The following is a 20781-nucleotide window of genomic DNA, read 5'->3' on the forward strand; positions in this document are numbered from 1 at the left end:
CGTTATAATTTGGATCAGAAGTCCCCAAAAAATACTGGTAATTAGTCTGTCAGCAAATAAGCCGGCGCCAAATTGCTTTGCGAAATGCCCTTGAAAATAAAATCGCTTAAAAAAGACGCCTGGTACAATCAGCAATACAATAAAAACAACACTGCTAACGGTAAACTGCGACTCCATCTGGTATTTAAGATACCAGTGTTAGTTTTTCGTTATTAGAAAGCGTGATTTCTTCCTGTTTTTTCTCAGGATGTTCTTTTAGAGATTGAACAGCCTTAATATATTTTTCTCTGTCTGTTGGGTTAGACAATATCCTCCTGGCTTCCGGACTCATTACATCCATATCGTTCGAAAAAAACGACCCAATCACATTTCCAACCGCACTTGCTATTTGTCTGAAGATACTCATAGTATAAGCTTTTAGGATTAAAGGGCTCAAATATAATGCAACAATCGAAAATTTTGGCATTTGTTTTTGTCAGATATGGAAAATGACAAAGTGATCAAACTTCCTTTTTTACTAATGTACAATATATGGTTAGTTTTTTATAGAATCCAAATATGTTTCTATTCATTCTTTGAACTTTACCTAACGCTGTGATCCAAAGAGACATCACATGCAACGTCTCTTAAGCTGAGGCAACGTGTTTACTTACGTTCTGTTTTTATAAATGAGAGCAGCACACTTCCGCTGATCACAAGCGCAATAACCAGCAGAGAGATAAATGTGGGGATCTTGAAGACATCCACCATAACCATTTTAAGCCCTACAAATACGAGGATGATGGCAAGTCCGTAGGATAGATAAATAAACCGGTTAATCAGGTGCGCGAGTGCAAAATACAACGATCGTAGACCGAGGATAGCAAAAACATTGGAAGTGTAGACTATAAATTCATCCTGAGTAATGGCCAATATGGCAGGAATGCTGTCTACCGCGAAAACGACATCGGTCGTTTCGATCAGAATCAGCACGAGGAATAAAGGAGTGGCGAAGTTTTTACCATTCTGCCTGACAAAAAATTTGTCGCCATGCAACTGATCCGTAACGGGCATGATTCTTCTGAAAAACCGGATTACAGGATTTTTTTCCGGATCCATTTTCTTATCCTTTTCCGTGAACATCTTATAGCCGGTGTAAATCAGAAACACACCGAAAATATAAATGGTCCAGTGAAATTTCTCTATCAAAGCAACCCCGGCAAAAATAAAGATCACCCGCATGATTAAGGCTCCCAGGATGCCCCAGAATAACACTTTATGCTGGTACTCTTGCGGTATCCGGAAGTAACTGAAGATCAGCACAAAGACGAAGATATTATCTACACTTAAGGATTTTTCAATCACATAGCCGGTTAAAAATTCGATGGCCTTATGCTCCCCAAACCAATAATAAATCAGGCCATTGAACACTAAAGCCAGTGAAACCCAAATCCCTGACCATATCAAAGCTTCTTTAACACTGACTACGTGGGCTTTCCGGTTGAATACACCCAGATCAAGCGCTAGCATGAGAAGTACAAATACATTGAATCCAATCCAAAATGTGTTGTCAACTTCCATAACTCTGATGTCTAATTTTTTATGAAATAACTTAAATCCGCTGAATTACAAGAGCTCTACCCCTGACTCAGATTTCACGAAGAGCAGCATGGTCACCATGAAATCAGCCTCCTGTACAAATTTTTAGTCTCCATCTCAGCAATTATATTTAAACGTTCGTTCACAATTTGGGAAGCAGTACCATCATACCACATCATTCGTGAACAGACGCATTCACCTGCCGGAATTCATAATCTTTGATTAAAACAAGTAAAATTTCCCGTTCTTCAAACTCCTCAGAACCGGGCTCTGCATCCTTTAATTCGAGGCAGCGGCACATTGTTTCGATATAGTCTGTTTTTGTACTTAAAATTTTAAATATCATGGTCGTTTAATATCAAAAAAGGTGAAAAACCGGAACAGCGGCTTTGTACAGCTATGTGGGTTAAATGATCCATGCTGACGAGGCACACCACTCCGCCAGGAGCCGCCCGGACCGTTTATAAGTCGCCCTTACAAAAGAAGATATAGACCATGTATCCTCTTATAGTTAAGCTTATGAAAAACGAGTAGTTGTTTAAACTACATGGGGGCTAAGGTGAGCGCTAAGGGGTAGATGAACAAATAAAACCAACAGACTTCGATTTATTGACAATATCCTGCGATGCTGGTTGAGTTCCTTGCCCATTCCGTCAGGACGAGAAGGGTAAAAAGGGGAAAGAATTGATCAAGATAGGCAAGGATAGGAAACGTTTTTATTTCTAACACTTTAGTTAAACTACCAAAGCAGAAAAAACTTTAAAAGTAGAGTATGCCTTAACGGATGCAGGATCCAGGCTTAGTGAATTGCTGGATGGACTATGTAAATTCAACGAAGCGCACAAAAAAGTTTCAAATTTTAGAGGGCGTTTCAATGCAAGCTTCAAGAATTCGCGGTTAATCGTACCCGGTTCACCGCTCAGATATCTGAATAATCTGCCGGATATAAGAACGTAGTTACATTTTTAGATACATTGTTTTTATATTCTGGAAGAGCAGATAGTTTTTTCCAATAATCGTCTTTGCCAAACGCGTCCCAATGCGCATTTCTGTCTGTCATGCTCTCAAATGTGGTTAAGTACATCAGGTTTGGCATTGTGCTTCCCGCCACTACCTCTCCATAAAAAACCGCGTTGAAACTCAGCCGCTTGAACAAGCCAACTTCATCACCTAAATTAAACATCCGGATTTTGTTGGCTGAAATTTTTTCTGTGTGACCTTCATAACTCCTTAATTCATAAACCCTTTCCCTTTTTGGTGAATTTAGTTTCGGCAGGTTGAAACGTGGACTTTTTTCAAAGGCATCAAGCAAAATTGTTTCAATTCTTTGATAGGGAGGTTCATTGTATTCTGCGTCCAGGTACCCGGTTCCATCTTCAAGATATTTTTTGTCCTTCCGTAATTTGGAGTCTAAATTGAAGAAAACCTCTCTGGAAGGGAAGGGGATAAAAACATAAATTTGCTTTTCCTCTCCTGCCCTGCCTGCTTGTGAAGATTCAATAGGGCTAAATACCCCTATGCTGGATAGCCCTGCCCTGTGTAATGCCGGCAGGTAGGCTTTCTCCAGAAACTCGTGAACCTTCTTCTCCTGCTCCCCGGTTTTTAAGTGGTAGATTTTGATCTGATAAAAATCCAATTTCGCAGCTGCGCTTGAGAAAGCAGACATTAGCGCGATGAGCATAAACGGGAATATCAAAATTGCTTTTTTGGACATGTTATTAGTATATATATGTTTGTTAAACTGCAAAGTAATAAAACAAGAATCAATTTATCGTGCTCATTGTTACTCACAATTTTTCTAAGGGGAATGTGAAGTTATTTAGAAGGCATCTAAAAGCTGCATAATGATTTTCCTTTTGTAGCTCTCTCCAGCCTGGATCATTTATGAGTCGCCCCTACAAAAGAAGATATAGACCAAGTATCCTCTTATAGTTAAGGTTATGAAAAACGAGTAGTTGTTTAAACTACATCGGGACTAAGGTGAGCGCTAAGGGGTAGATGAACAAATAAAACCAACAGACTTCGATTTATTGACGATATCCCGCACGATGTGATGTCCATGTTTTTAGCAGCAACTATACGCTTTACGCCGACATGAGTGCCCGGGTGATAAATGTATCGACTGCGGCAGAAGAACTGGATGGTGTTATCCGGAAAATTGTCAAAAAAACCGGGCTAGCCGGTATTCAGATCCTAAAGGCGAGCAAAATTTAACGCGCATTAAATGTGCTTTTCGCATGTCAGGGGGGAGGCCGGTTATTTAGATTTTGAACCGGCTTTTTCGTACATTTAACTAAGCCCTTCAGACCGAGATGGCATCATGGTTAACGAATCAACTCCTACTGGTATTGAGGTACTTGGCGATAGCGAATGGGGCAAGCACTATTGCCAATTCTACGAAACTAAGCATGACCTGCTGGACATTCTGATTCCCTATTTTAAAGCCGGGCTGGAGAACAATGAATATTGTATATGGATTACCAGCGAGCCTGTCACAGTAGAGGATGCCAAAGAGCAACTACATAAAGTAATTCCGGATTTTCAGCAATATTTAAAAGAACAGCAGATAGAGATACTCCCTCATTCGGCCTGGTATGTTAAAGACGGCAGGTTTTCAAAAGAAGATACCGTTGCAGGGTGGCTGGAAAAAATAGACTCTGTACGTTCCCGCGGCTTAAATGGTTTAAGGGTAAACGGGAATGAATCATGGGTTGACTACGACACATGGAGTGATTTCATTGAATATGAATCTGAACTTAATGATTTAGTTGCTGGCCAACAGATTATTATTCTTTGTACTTATTCTATTACGAAGTTCGGTGCAGCTGAAATACTTGATGTAGCCCGTGTACATGAAGCTGTTATTACCAAGCGTCGGGGTGCCTGGGAAATTATTGAGGTGCCAGTGCTTAGAGAATCGAAGGCGCAAATACAAAAGGTCAATGATGAACTCGAACGAAGAGTTGCGGAAAGAACAAAAGAACTGGAAGTTGCCAATAAAAAACTGAAAGAAGAGATTCAGGAACATAAACTAACCGCCGAAACACTGAATAGATCAGAACGGGAACTAAGATCATTATTTGCTGCCATGTCTGATTTGGTGATGGTTTTGGATGGCAGTGGAAAGTATCGCAAAATAGCGCCTACACAAGCTTCAAAACTATACCCGCTTTCTAAAGGAACACAAATAAGTGATTTGCTTCCGTCGGAACATGTTGATCTGGTCCTGGAAGAAATTCAGCGGACCTTAAAAACCCTCCAACCCGCAGATATTGAATATAATCTAAAGGTTGATGATAAAACACTTTGGTTTGAAGGTAGGATATCACCGTTAACTGAAGACACCGTATTCTGGATAGCCCGCGACATTACAGACCGCAAAATGGCAGAGCTCGAAAGGGCCAGAATTATTAATGACATGGCTCAGCACTACAAAAACCTCGAGTTATTTGCTCAAATCGTTTCCCATGACGTTCGTGGCCCTGTAGCAAGTATATTAGGTATAGCTGAAGTGATGAAAAGTGATAGTACTACGCCGGAAGAACGGCTTGAGCTTATACAGTATTTATTCAAGGCAGTGGAAAGACTGGATTCGATCATAAAAGATCTTAGTTACACTTTGGAAATTAAACGGGAGATAAGAGAAACTAAGGAAACAGTCTATTTTTCTCAGCTTATTGAAGAGATCAGATCGAGCCTTGAAAACCTTTTGCAAACAGAAGAAGTACAGATAATAACAGATTTTTCTGCCCTTGATCATCTTTATACCCTTAAAAACTATCTGTTTAGTATCTTCTATAACTTAATTGTCAATAGTATCAAATTTAAACAAAGTGGTAAATACACACTTATCCGCATAAAAAGCCACGTAAAAGATGGTAGGCTATTTCTTAGTTTCAAAGATAATGGCCGCGGTATAGATCTTGGCCGGTATGCTGATAAAATTTTCACTCTCTACTCCCGCTTTCACGTTGACATTGAAGGTAAAGGGATGGGCTTGTTTATTGTAAAAACACAGGTAGAGACATTGGGCGGAAGCATTTCTGTCAATAGTATCCCGGGGTCAGGGACAGAATTTATTGTTGAATTTCCATACGAAGAATAGGGGGAAAAAATGAGTGAACTAGCAAAGGAGCAAATGATGAGGAAATGAGCATTACTTGTAAAGCAACCGTTCTCAGATCTACTTTATGGGCGTTGGCTAACGGCCAAACGATTCTTTTTGCGATAAATTCCGCAGGTATTCGTAGCCGTAGTTATAACGGTCGCTTCCTGGCACTACTATTTCAAAGGTGATATATTACCATCTAACGACTTTCGCAATTCAAGATCCGGAACTGTACTGTCAACCTCAAGAGCTGCAACAAAAATCGAAGCAAACATATATGCCAGTGCATAACCTAAATTACTTGTTGAAAAATCAGGAATACTATGCTCGGAAAGATCACCATATACTTGAGACAACGGCTGCCGGATGGTATTAAAAGTAAAATTAAAGGTGTTACTAAAAATAACAAAGGTTATAATCTGGATCAGAAGTTCCCAGAAAATACTGGTAATTAGTCTGTCAGCAAATAAGCCAGCGCCAAGTTGCTTTGCGAAATGCCCTTGATATAAAATCGCTTAAAAAAGACGCCTGGTACAATCAGCAATACAATAAAAACAACACTGCTAATGGTAAACTGGGACTCCATCTGGTATTTAAGATACCAGTGTTAGTTTTTAGTTATTAGAAAGCGTGATTTCTTCCTGTTTTTTCTCAGGGTGTTCTTTTAGAGATTGAACAGCCTTAATATATTTTTCTCTGTCTGTTGGGTTAGACAAAATTCTCCGGACTTCTGGGCTCATCACATCCATATCGTTCGAACAAAACGATCCAATCACATTTCCAACGGCATTTGCTACTTGTCTGAAAATACTCATAGGATAAGCTTTAGCATTAGAGGAATTAAATATAATGCAAGAATCGAAAATTTTGGCATTTGTTTGTGCTGTGACATAAAAAGTGACAAAGCGACTAAACTTCCTTTCTTACTAATGTACAATATATGGTTAGTTTTTTATAGAATCCAAATATGTTTCTATTCATTCTTTGAACTTTACCTAACGCTGTGATCCTATTTTATAAGATTTACAGTCTGCATTTCAGTCGCGTCACAAGCAGTTTTAATAACCTTGCAGGGAGATTCAATAATGGCCCAATCATGATAACTCAAGCCCTAGGCCCGGTTTTGATCGCCGACGCTCCTTTTTGGCCAAATCCAGGATTTTCATCTACTCCGTGGCGAAGCATTGGCCCTGTTCGCCACGGCTCAAGATGCTTCACATTAACACTGCCTTATTTTATGCTCTTCGATAGTCCATTAACATTAAAGATATGAATGTCAAAATCATTAATAAGTTTCCTTTAACTCCTGCTTTACCTGGTCAAATTCCTGCTGAATTTCATGAGCGGGGGGAGTGCTGAAAGAAGAGACTATCACAATCGAGATCATTGACAGGCCAAAACCCGGGATCATTGAATAGACTTCTTTATAGCGATGATCCATATATACCCAAAGCAAAACAGTGATACCACCAACCAGCATACCGGAAATAGCGCCGTTCCGGCTGGTATTTTTCCATAAAAGGGAAAGGAGTATAAGCGGACCAAATGCAGAACCGAAACCGGCCCAGGCGTGTCCGACCAGTTCCAGAATGCTCTCACTGGGGTTAAGTGACAGAAGCAAAGCAACAACAGCTACCACAAAAACGGATAGTCTGCTTACTAGCAAGAGTTCTTTCTGAGGGGCAGTTTTCCTTAAAAAAGATTTGTAAAAATCTTCGGTCAGAGAGCTGGAGGTTACCAGCAACTGTGAAGAGATGGTGCTCATTACCGCGGCTAAAATAGCGGATAATAAAAAGCCTCCTATTAAGGGATGGAACAGGGTTCTGGAGAAATAGATAAAAATGGTTTCAGGATCACCTATACTTAAATTCTTGTTTTCCATATAGGCGATCCCAACCAGCCCGACCAGCATAGCGCCGCCAACGGTAAAAATCATCCAGGTAATTCCTATTTTCTTTGCCGATCTGAGCTGCTTTACCGTGTCTATGGCCATGAAACGCACGAGAATATGTGGCTGACCGAAATATCCGAGCCCCCAGGCCATCAAAGAAATGATACCAATGGCGGTAGTTCCTTCAAACAAACTCAGGTAGCTGGCATCCTTATTACCAATGGCCTCAAAAACAGGACTTACTCCACCAAGATCTGTGAAAACGACAATGGGAACCAAAACCAGCGCCAGCACCATAATAGTTCCCTGAACGAAATCTGTTAAGCTTACTGCCAGGAAACCTCCTAAAAAGGTATATAGAACTACTACCGAACTGGTAAGCCATAAGCCGGAGCTATAGTCCATACCAAAAGCAGATTCAAATAGTTTACCACCCGACACCATGCCGGCTGAAGTGTAGAGTGTAAAGAATACCAGGATGACCCCACCTGATATAAATCGGAGCAATTTCGACTTGTCACGGAACCGCTTCTCAAAGAAATCCGGGATGGTAATTGCATTTTGTGCTTTCTCTGTATAAACGCGTAAGGAGGGCGCTACAAGTACATAGTTGAGGTAGGCGCCGATGGTAAGTCCGATGGCGATCCAGCTGGCGGAGATCCCTGATACGAACATCGCTCCGGGCAATCCCATCAAAAGCCATCCGCTCATGTCTGCGGCGCCTGCTGATAAAGCGGTCACGGCGGCGCCCATTTTTCGACCGCCCAGTAAGAACTCATCTACGTTAGAAGTCGATTTTTTGTAAGCATAAAAACCTATAGCGATCATCAACAGCATGTAAAGGCCGATTGATATCATTTGATATATATCCATTTTGTATAGTCCCGTCAGAAATAAAATTGAATGTATGCGCAACCCGCATGATTGAATGCACCTATCAAGTCAGATTGGTGCGGAGGCTTAAAAGTCCCGAACAGCAATGAAATAAGAAAGACAATATCCACCGCAGTGGTAATGCGACCACCGCAGTAGAATATTGTACAAACCTAACCAAAACCTAAAATGCCCTTATTCAACACCAGGTTGGTTTACCTTATAGTTGGTTTTAGCCTTCTCGGTATCGACCATTCTCTTTACATCTTCCAGTAACTTCTTTGCATCGTAAACGATACCATCCTTGACGGTATATTTGACGCCGCCTACACGAATCACCTTATTATCATCCGTCACTTTGATAGCGCCGGTACCATATAAGGTCTGGAAATTCTGAAGGGGGTTTTCTTCTACAATCACGAAGTCAGCAAGTTTTCCCACCTCCACCGAACCGATATCTTTATCCATACCTAAAGATTCGGCTCCGTTCAGCGTTGCAGCCTTGATCACCTCCAGCGGATGGAAGCCGGCTTCGCGAAGCAGTTCCATTTCACGCGGATATGAAAATCCGTATAGCTCATAGATAAAACCGGCATCGGTTCCGACCGTCACCCGGCCGCCACGGTTTTTATACTCGTTCAAAAAAGTCATCCACAACTGGTAGTTTCTTTTCCATTCGATCTCCTTCTCGGTTCCCCAGCTGAACCAGTAAGATCCATGGGCCGCACGATTGGGTTTATAATAATCCCATAGAACCGGAAGCGTATAATCCTGGTGCCATTCGGCCGTACGGGCACGCATCAGGTCACGGCCGGCCTCGTAGATAACCAGTGTGGGCGATAAAGTAAAATTAAGGGAGATCAGTTCGTCCATTACTTTGTTCCAGTGAGGGGAAAAAGGTGCTGCCGACTGTTTCCAAAGTTGGCCGGCCTCTCCGAAGCGATCCTGCTCGTTCTGGTAATTATAGTCTAGAGAATAGTTTTGAACGGTACGGTCAGAAAACAGGGCCTCTGGCAAACCATACCAGTGCTCCATGGAATTGAGACCTGCCCTGGCGCTTTGCAATACGTTCCAACGGCCCACAATCGTCTGACCATGATGCATCATTGAACGCAAACCCAGTTTCTTGTTCTCTGCAATAGCTGCCGTCATCACTTCCGGGCTGCTACCTGCATTTTTGATACCGTCGGCTCCACGCTTGGCATTCATCCGGATCCACTCACGGGCTTGCTCGGCAGTCGAGATGGGCGTTTTGCTGCCCTGGCCAAAACCAATGTAAGCTTTTATCCGAGGCGCGGTGATCTCATTTTTAGCACTCCGGGCTTTTTGGTCGAGCACCCAGTCGGCACCGTTACCACTGCCGGGGTCGGCGATAGTAGTAACGCCATGGCCCATCATTAGTTTGAATACATATTCGGCGTGGGGAGCCTGACGTCCACCGATGTGGGCGTGAGTGTCTACAAAGCCTGGCATCAGGTACATGCCCGCTGCCTGCAATTCTTTACCACCTGCCTTCAACTGGGGGCGCTTTGCCGCGTCAATAGATACGCCTGGGAAGCCGACAGTGACTACATCTACAATGCGGTTACCTTCAACAACGATATCAACCGGACCGATTGGGGGAGAGAGGGTACCGTTTATTAGCGTGACTCCACGAATGATCAATTGCGTCCAGGGGCCTTCACCTTCTTTACGATCTGGCGATTTTTGTATCTGGCTGTAAGAAAATTTATTAACACATAAACCTAGTACGAGCAACAGGAAAACTTTAGAAAGTATTCTCATGATTATGGATTTGGGTATGAATGGTATTTATATTCGTATAATCCGGTAAATGACAGTGTTCACCTGGCTATTATTCAACACCGGGCTGATTTACCTTATAGTTTGTTTTAGCCTTCTCGGTGTCGACCATTTTCTTTACATCTTCCAGTAACTTCTTTGCGTCGTAAACGATACCATCCTTGACGGTGTATTTAACTCCCCCTACACGAACAACCTTATTATCAGCCGTTACTTTGATGGCTCCGGTACCATATAATGTCTGGAAGTTCTGCAGCGGGTTTTCTTCTACGATCACGAAATCGGCAAGTTTCCCTACCTCCACCGAACCGATATCTTTATCCATGCCTAAAGACTCGGCCCCGTTCAGCGTGGCCGCTTTGATCACCTCCAGCGGATGGAAGCCCGCCTCGCGAAGCAATTCCATTTCACGCGGATACGAAAATCCGTAAAGCTCATAGATAAAGCCGGCATCGGTCCCAACCGTCACCCGGCCGCCACGGTTTTTATACTCGTTCAAAAAAGTCATCCATAGCTGGTAGTTTCTTTTCCATTCGATCTCCTTCTCCGTTCCCCAGCTGAACCAATAGGATCCATGCGCCGCACGATTGGGTTTGTAATAATCCCATAGAACAGGTAATGTATAATCCTGGTGCCATTCGGCCGTACGGGCCCGCATCAGGTCACGGCCGGCTTCGTAAATAACCAGTGTTGGCGATAAAGTAAAATTAAGGGAGATCAGCTCATCCATCACCTTGTTCCAGTGGGCGGAAAAAGGTGCCGCCGACTGTTTCCACAGTTGGCCGGCCTCTCCGAAGCGATCCTGCTCGTTCTGGTAATTATAGTCTAGAGAATAGTTTTGAACGGTACGGTCAGAAAACAGGGCCTCCGGCAAACCATACCAATGCTCCATGGAATTGAGACCTGCCCTGGCGCTTTGCAATACGTTCCAACGGCCCACGATGGTCTGACCATGGTGCATCATGGAACGAAGGCCCAGTTTCTTGTTCTCCGCAATGGCTGCCGTCATCACTTCGGGGCTGTTACCGGCGTTTTTGATTCCATCGGCACCACGCTTGGCATTCATCCGGATCCATTCACGGGCTTGCTCGGCGGTCGAAATGGGCGTTTTACTGCCCTGGCCAAAACGAACGTAAGCCTTGATACGGGGAGCGGTGATCTGGTTCTTAGCACTCCGGGCTTTTTGATCGAGCACCCAGTCGGCACCGTTACCACTGCCCGGATCGGCGATAGTAGTGACCCCATGGCCCATCATCAATTTGAAGACGTATTCGGCGCTCGGAGCCTGTGCGCCACCGATGTGGGCGTGCGTGTCTACAAAGCCTGGCATCAGGTACATGCCCGCTGCCTGCAATTCTTTACCACCTGCCTTCAACTGGGGGCGCTTAGCCGCGTCAATAGATACGCCTGGGAAGCCGACAGTGACTACATCTACAATGCGGTTACCTTCAACAACGATATCAACCGGACCGATTGGGGGAGAGAGGGTACCGTTTATTAGCGTGACTCCGCGAATGATCAATTGCGTCCAGGGACCTTCACCTTCTTTACGATCTGGCGATTTTTCTGGTGATTTTTGTGCCTGTGCAAAGCTTTTCTCAGAATAAACGGAAAAGAGTATCAGGAAGCATAGTAAAACTATCTTTTTCATAAACCTAATTTTATATTAATGAATGAATTAAAATTTATCCCAGAACAGCTTAGTGTTCAGCAGATCTTTTCCGATGGCAGCAGAAGCGGCCTCGTAGTTCGCCCCATTCAATGTTTGCTCTGAAATCGGATAAGTTGATCTGACCGGCACTGTGTTAATGAATGCTCCTTCCGGGGCATGAAGAACAGGGTAATCCAGCCGCCGGTATTCTGTCCAGGCTTCAGGTCCCTGCTTAAACAAAGCGATCCACTTTTGAACGCCGATCTTTTGTTTCCAGGTACCGGCAGCGCTACTGTAATTTACATTGGCACCAGCCAGGTAAGCATCAGCACTACTTCCAATACCATAGTAGTCAAATGAAGCTCTGATGGCATTGTTATAATGTGTTTCTGCATTTGCAGGGGTACCCACAATAGAGCGCTCCGCAGCTTCAGCCTTCAGAAACTCAACTGCAGAATAATCCATCAATATTTCAGGAAGCGCAGGATCACGGAACATGGTTCCGTAATTGGAATAATCATCAAATAAGACAACCTGTCCATTTTCAGCACCTATAAAGCTTCCCTTTTTCTGCGTAAAAAAAACAATGCGTCTGGGATCATTTCTAACATTCAATGTGTCCACGAAAGGCTGGGCAATGACTATATCCTTTCTGTTTCCTTCAACCAAATTTAGCCAGAGTGGATTGGTGTTCGGCGTGGCACTTAAGTAAGACATCTTTGCATTATCAGCATTGGAGGTAAATGCACCGGGCATAGCTTCAATAACTGTGGCAGTGCCCAACGCGTTGTCCGCATCTATCATCCGCATACCCATTTTCAATTTCAGCGAGTTCGCGAACTTCTTCCATTTATCTACGTCTCCGTTATAAACAGGGTCTCCGGTCGCAAAACTTGTCCCTGAAGTGTTCAGTTTTGAGATGGCAGCGCTCAGTCTGTTGATAAGATCGGCATAAACCACATCCCCTTTGTCATACTTTGGAAGCACGTTATTATAGTCAAGAGCTTCTGAGTATGGAATGTCGCCAAAAGCCTCAACCAGCAGGGCAAATGCCTGGATTTGCATTATCTCAGTAATGGCAAGCATGTTTTCTTTCCGGATAGTTTCGGCAGAACCTACAGGAACCCTTTCGGAGGTTACACGTGCACTTTCTTTGAGGTTTTTCAACACTTTCACATACATTTCGTTCCAGGTAGCACTGTAATAGTACTGAGAGATATTTGTGTATGTTACTGCTGTTACATGCTGCGCCCAAAGCTGCGACATACTGAGTGGCGTTGATGCCGGATAGGCTGCCGCTCCGACTACGTCAAACAGGTTTTTTACACCGAACGTGAAAAAAGATTCCCCCGATGCAGTTGTGGCATTTTTTACGTCAACATTCAAAGAGTCTAAATCTTTAGAACATGAAACCGAAAAAAAGATAAAGATCACTATGATAATCCTTTTCATAATCGTCTAATTAAAAATTTAGAATTGAACATTTACACCAAAACCAAACTCACGAACTGTGGGAAGAACACCGGTTTGAATTCCCTGCACGTTGCCCGAACTTAAACCAGCTTCGGGGTCTGCATATGGTAAGTTTTTATGGATTATCCACAGATTAGATCCGCTCAGAGTAAACTGAACACCTTTTATCCGGGTATTTTTTAGCATCGATACCGGCATCTTATAGCTCAGCGAAGCCTCTCTCAGTTTAACGTAAGAAGCATCGTAGATGAACATTGCTTCAGGTGCTTTAAGTGCTCCTAAAGCATGAGCATAATTATCCATCCGGGTACGAACAGTATTCCGGTTTCCACTGGCATCAACGCCTTCAAGAATAAGTCCTCCACCATTTGCCAGAGAATTACGCATTGGATTACCCAGATCATTTAAACCAACCAGGTTATCATACAATCCATTCCTGTTACCGGTTGACATATCAGACGAAAAGAGGTCTCCTCCTTGCTGCATATCAATTAAGAAATTGAAAATAATATTCTTATAGCTGAAGCTATTCCGAACACCACCAATCCAGTCGGGATTTATATTACCAATTACATAGTTGTTAGCTTGGGTAAGCATGTATTCGCCGGTAGTCTGATTTACCTGTTTCTGGCCGTTCACATAAACAAAGTCTCTTCCTGTGATTGTACCATAAGGCTGACCAACCGTGGCATTGATCCGGCCTCCCAAAACCAGGTTTTCAACCCCGTCGAACAGGTATAATACTTTACTTTGATTTTTAGACCAGTTGAGATTCACATTCCACGTAAACTTTTCACTTTTGACAGGACTACCGGAGAGAGTAAGCTCTACCCCTTTGTTTTCAACTTCACCTGCGTTCACGAACTTGGAGGTATATCCGGTGGAAGGACTTATAGCAACCGGCATGATTTGATCTTTGGTGTTCGTTTTATAGTAAGACATATCAAACCCAACGCGATTTCCGAAGAACTGGCTTTCAATACCTGCCTCAAAACTAGAAGTACTCTCTGGTTTTAAGTTTTCATTGTTTTTATTATCCGTCACACCATACATCTGACGGGTACCAAATGGAGTTGGCTTCTGAAGTACATCTACAATACTCAATGGGGGAGCACCGTTTCCAACTTTCGCATAGTTAACCCGGAGTTTACCGAATGAAAGAACATCACTCTTTATCAATTCTGAAAATATTACACTGGTTGCTATGGATGGATAGAGGTAAGAATTGCTTTCTGCAGGTAAGGTGGATGACCAGTCATTTCTTGCAGTAAGATCCAGGAACAAGAAGTTATTGTAGCCAAATGATACTAATCCGTACGCACCGTTCACTCCAATTTGGGTTAAACTTTCAATAGGTGCCGCCGGTACTGATAACGAATTGGAAATTGCATACAAGCCGGGCACAATTAAGCCGCCATTGGTTACCATGTTAACGGTTTCCATGAAGTTTCGGCGGATGTTGGACCCTAAAACCCCGCTGACATTGAATTTATCCGATAGCTGACGTTTAAAGTTCAGCATCAGATCATAGTTTATTTCCTTGAAGTTTGCATTCAGACGATCATATTTTCCAGGATAAGTACTTCCACTGTTTCTACGTTCTTCACGAGTAAAATTATAGTTGTCGATAGAAACGCGACCGTCTACATTCAACCAATCATTGAACTCATATTTTAAATTAACATTTCCAAAGAAGCGATTCCTTGTATCTGTAGAATAGATCTGGTATTGATTCCAGTATACGTTATCAATGGTTCCACCGGCGTAATTGCTAACGTTTCTTCCGGTGTTAAAATACGCTGATTTTAACTCCTGGATATCCACGTGAGTTTGCCACCACTGCCTGAAGGTGGCAACCGGGTTATTCCCCTGGTTACTACCTGTTCCCCCCGTCATGTTTCTTCCCAGTACGTCCGAGTTGACATAGTTGGCGTTTCCCGCCACCGTTAATTTAGAATTCAACTTGTATGAAGAGTTGAAAGCCACGTTATTACGCTTAACTTTGCTGTTGGGCATTAATCCATTCTGGGAGTAATTTGTATAAGAAAATCGATAGTTTGAGTTATCTCCCGAGCCTGCCAAAGCAACGTTATTGATCGTAGTTAAAGGCTTTTCGAAAAAGGTTATCGGGCCATTTGCTGGTGCTACCCATGGAGTTTTAGTTAAATAATTTGGAGATTCAGGATCTAATGACTTCCAATCGTAAACTAAAAGATTTTTGTCGTAAGGTGCTCCAAATGATCCGTAAGCCACATAAGGCACCAATGGATCCATTACCCCATCACCATCAGGGTCGCCTGAATTGAAATACGAATTTCTGCCGGCGCCATAAACGGCGCCCAGTCCGGCGCCATACTGCGTTTGAAAGGTTGGAAATGTTGATTTATCAATACTTCCGGTTGTTACGTTAGAATTCACGGTAATCTGTGATTTCATACCCTTTGCACCAGCCTTGGTAGTAATGATGATGGCACCATTTGCGGCTCTGGATCCGTAAAGAGCAGTTGCAGCAGCCCCTTTTAATACGTTGATTGATTCGATATCGTCCTGGTTAATATCAGATGCCATATTACCATAATCATAAGAAGCACCTGTTCCGGTATTCTGGCCTTTAACATTTAAGTTTGAATTATCGATAGGAATACCATCAATAACCCATAGGGCCTGATTGTCGCCGGTTAACGACTTATTTCCACGTATGACAATATTTGTAGAACCGCCAATGTTAGAATTTCGCTTGATTTGAACACCCGAAACTTTTCCGGATAATGCATTCGTCACGTTGCCCGTATTTACCGTATTGATATCATCTCCGGAGACGGCCTGAGAAGAATATCCAAGCGACTTCTTTTCTCTCGATATACCTAAGGCGGTAACAACCACCTCATCCATCATGGCCTTATCTTCTACCAACTTTACATTTATAATCTCCTCGTTGGTGACGGTAATTTCCTGCGGAATATATCCCAGATATTTGAATATCAGTATATCACCAGAATTGGCTGCAATAGAAAAACTACCTTCTGAATTTGTCGCAGTTCCGACACTGGTGCCTTTTACTAAAACACTTACACCGATAAGAGCCTCCCCTTTTTCATCACTCACCTTACCTTTTATGGGAATTTTATCAATCGATTCGTTTCTGGGCTCTAAAGGCATGTGTAAGCGAGATGGCTTAGCTTTATTTTTAATAATAATTGTTTTTTCGACAATGGAGTATGTTAAGGGCTGGTCTTTAAAAAGAGTTTCTAAAACCTTTTCAAGTGTTCCATCCTTTATATTGACGGTTACAAGCTTTGCACGGCCTATTGCGGCTTCTTCAAAGAAATAGTCATAATCGAGTTGTGTGCGAATCTCCTTAAGCACATTTGTCAGCGGAACGTTAGTCCTGGATATTGAAAGGTATTTTTTTTCAGCAGACTGCCCCTGCTGAAGAAAGAAAGTTGTTAAAAAAACGATAGTTAACTTTGTAAGGATCAAAAGCTTAGAAAACTTACGGGAAATACAGACTTTCCCCGGGTAAAATAAATTCATACCTTTAGTGGTTTTGTTTCATGAAATAACACTGATTTATGCTTTAAATCGCAAATGAGGCCGAACGTTAGTCTACAAGAAGTACCGCCAGTACTTCTTGTATTTTTTTTAAGGCCAGGTCTTTAGAAAATTTATTCCATAACCAGAACCCTCCTATCTTTAATTTCAAACTTAACTTTTCCTGTCATCTGCATGATTTGCAGGATATCTGAGAGGTTTTTACTTCTGGATATGGCACCCGTAAATTTGAGACCAGTTGCCGGGCTTTGATATACTACCTGAACATCATACCATCGTTCAATTTTTTCCATAATACTATGCAGACCTTCGTTATTAAAAATAAAATCTCCATTTTTCCATGATATAGTTGACTCAATATCAGCTGGTTCAACCCTGATGACACCCTTATTTACGTTTGACTGCTGACCGGGCACTAACAATTGGCTTGCGCTTGAGCCAGCCGGAAGGATTCTTACAGAACCTTCAATTAAAGTCGTGCTTGTAATACTATTATCATAGCTACTGACATTAAACTGAGTGCCTAGTACCTCAATCCGCTGATCTTTATTCTTTACAATAAAAGGAATGTGGTTGCCATTTTCGTTTCGAAATTTGGCTACTTCAAAATATGCTTCACCATCCAGCTCTACTTCGCGGGAATGACCTGAGAAAATACCAGGGAATTTAATTGTCGAAGCAGCGTTCAGCCAGACTTTAGAGCCATCTGCCAATTTTATCTGGTATTGCCCACCTGCTGGGGTACGGACGGTATTTACCTGACTGATAGCCTTGCCTTCAGTATTGGATAATTCGATGGACAACATGCCATCGGCCAGTTTGCTTACATGAATACCTGAATTGCTTGCCAGGTGCCCGACCGATGCATCATCCAGGTTTATAGATAATCCGTCCGCCAGCTCCAAAACAGCATTATTTCCACCCGGCCCGACATCACCTTTCAGCAGTTTTGTATAATGAGCTTCCGTCCGTGATCCCCTGTTAAAATAGTAGTAAGTACCGGAAATAATAAAAAGAGGTAGTAAAAGAGAGGCAGCGTACATCCATTTTTTTCTCCAAAGCTTAGTTATGCGCTCTCGATTTCTGCCTTCCCTGATCTTGAGTTGTACTTCCGAGAATAATCGGGCTTTTACATCACTGATATCTTCATCTTCTGTCTCGATAATCAGTTCGTCATCAGTGATATGATCATACCATGCATGCAGATAAGCTTCCTCTTCCGGAGTACAATCTCCCTGAAAATACTTTTGTGCTAATTCTTGCAGCTCTTTGTCGGACATTATTGCTCTGTAATAGGTTTTTATATACAGAGGGAGCTGAAAGGAATTTACCCTTAGTCTGTTAGATTTTTTTTAAAAAAAGATATGGAGATACCCGCGGAAGCTGAGGCGGACAACTTTTAAAGCCTTAGTGAGATGTGCCTCGGCTGTTTTCTGAGATATGTTTAAACGTTCAGCAACTTCCTTTAAAGATATATCCTCCAACTTATTATATTTAAATACAAGACTGCATTTTTCAGGAAGTTGATTTGAAAGTTCATTAATCTTTTCTAAAATCAGTTTATTGTTCACCTGATCTGCAAAATGTTCCACTGCCAAATGATCTGTGCTATAGTTGGCCTCGCGATCCCGCATTGCCTTTTCCTTCGCAAAATAATGGTAAACCGAATATCGGACCATGGTTGCTAAGTAAGATGGAAGACAATCTATTTCCAGGTCTTTGCGTCGTCTCCAAAGAGTTAAAAATACATCCTGAACTATTTCTTCCGATGCCTGCTGATTTTTTAACCTCTTATATGCAGCGTAGTAAAGTTTACTCCAATAGTGATCGTATATAATAGCGAATGACTTCTCGTCTCCTTCTTTTAAAAGCAGCAATAATTCCGAAATATTATACTTGCCGATCATGTAATTAGAAAACAGAAACTATTTTTTTACGAGATATAAATTGAAGATATATAAATTTTTTTTAGACTGAATCTATAAATGTTAACCCCCACGGAAAAAAATGGTTAAACTATCGGTTGAGTTGAATCAAAAACAGCCTCTGTGTTCATTAAACCACAACACCTGATTATTTATAACGAATCTGAATAAAGTGATTTTCAAGGATTCAACACAGTCGTCGTCAACTATCCATCTACAGTTCGAACATTCAGCTCGAATTTCAACTATCGCCCGAAGACTTTACCATGGGGTACCGGTCACCCTGATGCTTATTGAAATTATCTGTGAATTTCTGAGCCAATTCTTTTGCTTTTGCTAGATAAGAATCATTTTCTGCCCAGGTATTTTGCGGATTTAGAATGTGCGATGGAACGTCAGGACACGTCAACGGAAAGGCAAGACCAAAAATGGGATGCTTTTGATAGTCAACGTTATCCAGTTGATTGGCAAATACCGCCTTAATTATCGCCCTTGTGTGCTTTAGGCTTATGCGCTTGCCTGTTCCGTATGGACCACCCGTCCATCCGGTATTAATTAGCCAAACTTTTACTTTGCTGCACGACAACCTTTTCTCTAGCAGGGCGGCATACTTAAATGGGCTTAAAGGTAAAAAGGGAGCCCCGAAACAGGCGCTGAATGTTGAGACGGGCTCAACTATTCCATCCTCTGTACCGGCAACCTTAGCGGTATAACCACTTAAAAAATAATACATGGCCTGCTTGATATCGAGTTTTGAAACTGGCGGAAGGATACCATGCGCATCGCATGTCAGAAAAAATATATTTTTGGGATGGCCTCCAATTGAAGGTGAGGCAGCGTTGGGAACAAAGTTAATAGGATAACTAACTCGTGTGTTTTCTGTTATCTCAGAACTGCCGAAATCAATGATATCTGTTCCGTCCACAAAGGTTACGTTCTCAACTAATGCTCCAGATCTGACAGCAGAATAAATTTGCGGCTCCTTCTCTTTATCTAACTGGATACATTTAGCATAACAGCCGCCCTCGAAATTGAACACCCCTTCATCACTCCATCCGTGTTCGTCATCGCCGATAAGTCGCCGGTTCTCGTCAGCGCTTAAAGTGGTTTTACCGGTTCCACTCAGGCCGAAAAACAGTGCGGTATCGTTGTCTTTTCCGATATTGGCACTGCAATGCATGCTTAGAATCTCTTTTTCATGGGGAAGCAAAAAATTAAGTACGGTAAACATGCCTTTCTTAATTTCTCCAGTATAACCCGTGCCGCCGATTAAAATGATCTTTTTACTAAAGTTTATAATGCAAAAATTTTCAGAGCGTATACCGTCAGTTATCGGAATACCTTTAAACTTACTGATTTGTATTATAAGCCACTCCGGTTGGAAATATTGCAACTCGTTCGCGGTTGGTCTTAAAAACATGTTATGTACGAACAGGTTGCTTCAGGGGTTATCGTTGATGACCCGGATATTTAGTTTGTTTGCGTTTTCTGCACAAACAATTGCATCTCTTATCCAAAGTTCCTTGCCCTGGATAAAACGCATCATCTGGTCGTATACCTTATCGAAATACTTTTCGTCCAGTGGTATATTGAATTCATTCCAAAAAACACTGTTTTCGGTATAAACATCCTTTACTATGAACTTGTCTTTTGGCGACCGTCCAGTGAATCTACCGGTTTTTACAACCAGAGCTCCGGTGTCATTCAATACCCCATGTCCGTTTCTTAAAGTAAACTGAACAAGAGATCCGGGAGAACATTGGTAGTGAGTATTCTCGTCAGATGTCCAGCCTGAATAATCCAATTTAGCTGTTGTTGTCTGCGCTGTTAATGATTCAATCATGTTGTTTATATCCTATGTAAACCCATAAATAAAAACTGCGAGGTCGAAAAACTATACTTATCAGAGTCAATTTTTCAATTAACA

Annotated in this window: 14 protein-coding genes and 1 pseudogene; 1 reads left to right on the forward strand and 14 read right to left on the reverse strand. The window is 42.2% G+C overall.

The features are described from left to right. Positions 1-184: 184 nt before the first annotated feature. The 4 genes from AC1MCB_RS09540 to AC1MCB_RS09555 all read right to left on the reverse strand — a co-directional run bounded on the left by AC1MCB_RS09540 (position 185) and on the right by AC1MCB_RS09555 (position 3292). Positions 185-406 carry a hypothetical protein gene (locus tag AC1MCB_RS09540; RefSeq protein WP_479968518.1) on the reverse strand — a complete coding sequence of 74 codons (222 nt, stop codon included), beginning with the start codon at positions 404-406 and terminating at the stop codon, positions 185-187. Between the two features lie 239 nt (positions 407-645). Continuing rightward, positions 646-1560: a TerC family protein gene (locus AC1MCB_RS09545; RefSeq protein WP_479968519.1), complete on the reverse strand. Its 915-nt coding sequence runs from the start codon at positions 1558-1560 to the stop codon at positions 646-648. 193 nt (positions 1561-1753) lie between these two features. Further along, positions 1754-1924 carry a hypothetical protein gene (locus AC1MCB_RS09550; RefSeq protein ID WP_479968520.1) on the reverse strand — a complete coding sequence of 57 codons (171 nt, stop codon included), beginning with the start codon at positions 1922-1924 and terminating at the stop codon, positions 1754-1756. A 573-nt stretch (positions 1925-2497) separates the two neighbouring features. Then, positions 2498-3292: an NIPSNAP family protein gene (locus tag AC1MCB_RS09555; RefSeq protein ID WP_479968521.1), complete on the reverse strand. Its 795-nt coding sequence runs from the start codon at positions 3290-3292 to the stop codon at positions 2498-2500. 606 nt (positions 3293-3898) lie between these two features. On the opposite strand from AC1MCB_RS09555, the gene AC1MCB_RS09560 reads away from it, so the two are divergent. Then, positions 3899-5683 (forward strand): MEDS domain-containing protein, encoded by a 1785-nt coding sequence (locus AC1MCB_RS09560; protein ID WP_479968522.1) that lies wholly within the window; start codon positions 3899-3901, stop codon positions 5681-5683. A 176-nt stretch (positions 5684-5859) separates the two neighbouring features. Here the strand turns inward: AC1MCB_RS09560 and AC1MCB_RS09565 are convergent, their stop codons facing one another. From AC1MCB_RS09565 to pckA, 10 genes and pseudogenes are all read right to left on the reverse strand, one after another. Beyond that, the gene (locus tag AC1MCB_RS09565; protein ID WP_479968523.1) at positions 5860-6042 is read right to left on the reverse strand and encodes a hypothetical protein; all 183 of its coding nucleotides are present in this window, start codon (positions 6040-6042) and stop codon (positions 5860-5862) included. Between the two features lie 258 nt (positions 6043-6300). Next, the gene (locus tag AC1MCB_RS09570) at positions 6301-6501 is read right to left on the reverse strand and encodes a hypothetical protein (protein ID WP_479968524.1); all 201 of its coding nucleotides are present in this window, start codon (positions 6499-6501) and stop codon (positions 6301-6303) included. A gap of 470 nt (positions 6502-6971) precedes the next feature. After that, complete coding sequence (gene putP, locus AC1MCB_RS09575) at positions 6972-8450, reverse strand: sodium/proline symporter PutP (RefSeq protein ID WP_479968525.1); 1479 nt, start codon at positions 8448-8450, stop codon at positions 6972-6974. 195 nt (positions 8451-8645) lie between these two features. Further along, on the reverse strand, positions 8646-10235 hold the full coding sequence (locus tag AC1MCB_RS09580) for an amidohydrolase family protein (RefSeq protein WP_479968526.1): 1590 nt from the start codon (positions 10233-10235) through the stop codon (positions 8646-8648). Between the two features lie 70 nt (positions 10236-10305). Continuing rightward, positions 10306-11904, reverse strand: a complete 1599-nt coding sequence (locus AC1MCB_RS09585) for an amidohydrolase family protein (protein ID WP_479968527.1) — start codon at positions 11902-11904, stop codon at positions 10306-10308. Positions 11905-11931: 27 nt separating this feature from the next. Beyond that, positions 11932-13356 carry a SusD/RagB family nutrient-binding outer membrane lipoprotein gene (locus AC1MCB_RS09590; RefSeq protein ID WP_479968528.1) on the reverse strand — a complete coding sequence of 475 codons (1425 nt, stop codon included), beginning with the start codon at positions 13354-13356 and terminating at the stop codon, positions 11932-11934. Positions 13357-13374: 18 nt separating this feature from the next. Further along, positions 13375-16911 carry a SusC/RagA family TonB-linked outer membrane protein gene (locus AC1MCB_RS09595; RefSeq protein WP_479968529.1) on the reverse strand — a complete coding sequence of 1179 codons (3537 nt, stop codon included), beginning with the start codon at positions 16909-16911 and terminating at the stop codon, positions 13375-13377. A gap of 131 nt (positions 16912-17042) precedes the next feature. Further along, the gene (locus tag AC1MCB_RS09600) at positions 17043-18209 is read right to left on the reverse strand and encodes a FecR family protein (RefSeq protein ID WP_479968530.1); all 1167 of its coding nucleotides are present in this window, start codon (positions 18207-18209) and stop codon (positions 17043-17045) included. 72 nt (positions 18210-18281) lie between these two features. Continuing rightward, positions 18282-18836, reverse strand: a complete 555-nt coding sequence (locus AC1MCB_RS09605; RefSeq protein ID WP_479968531.1) for an RNA polymerase sigma factor — start codon at positions 18834-18836, stop codon at positions 18282-18284. Positions 18837-19095: 259 nt separating this feature from the next. Further along, positions 19096-20697: pseudogene (gene pckA / locus AC1MCB_RS09610) on the reverse strand (phosphoenolpyruvate carboxykinase (ATP)). Positions 20698-20781 lie beyond the last annotated feature (84 nt).

The sequence above is a fragment of the Daejeonella sp. AP26 genome (genome assembly GCF_056680515.1).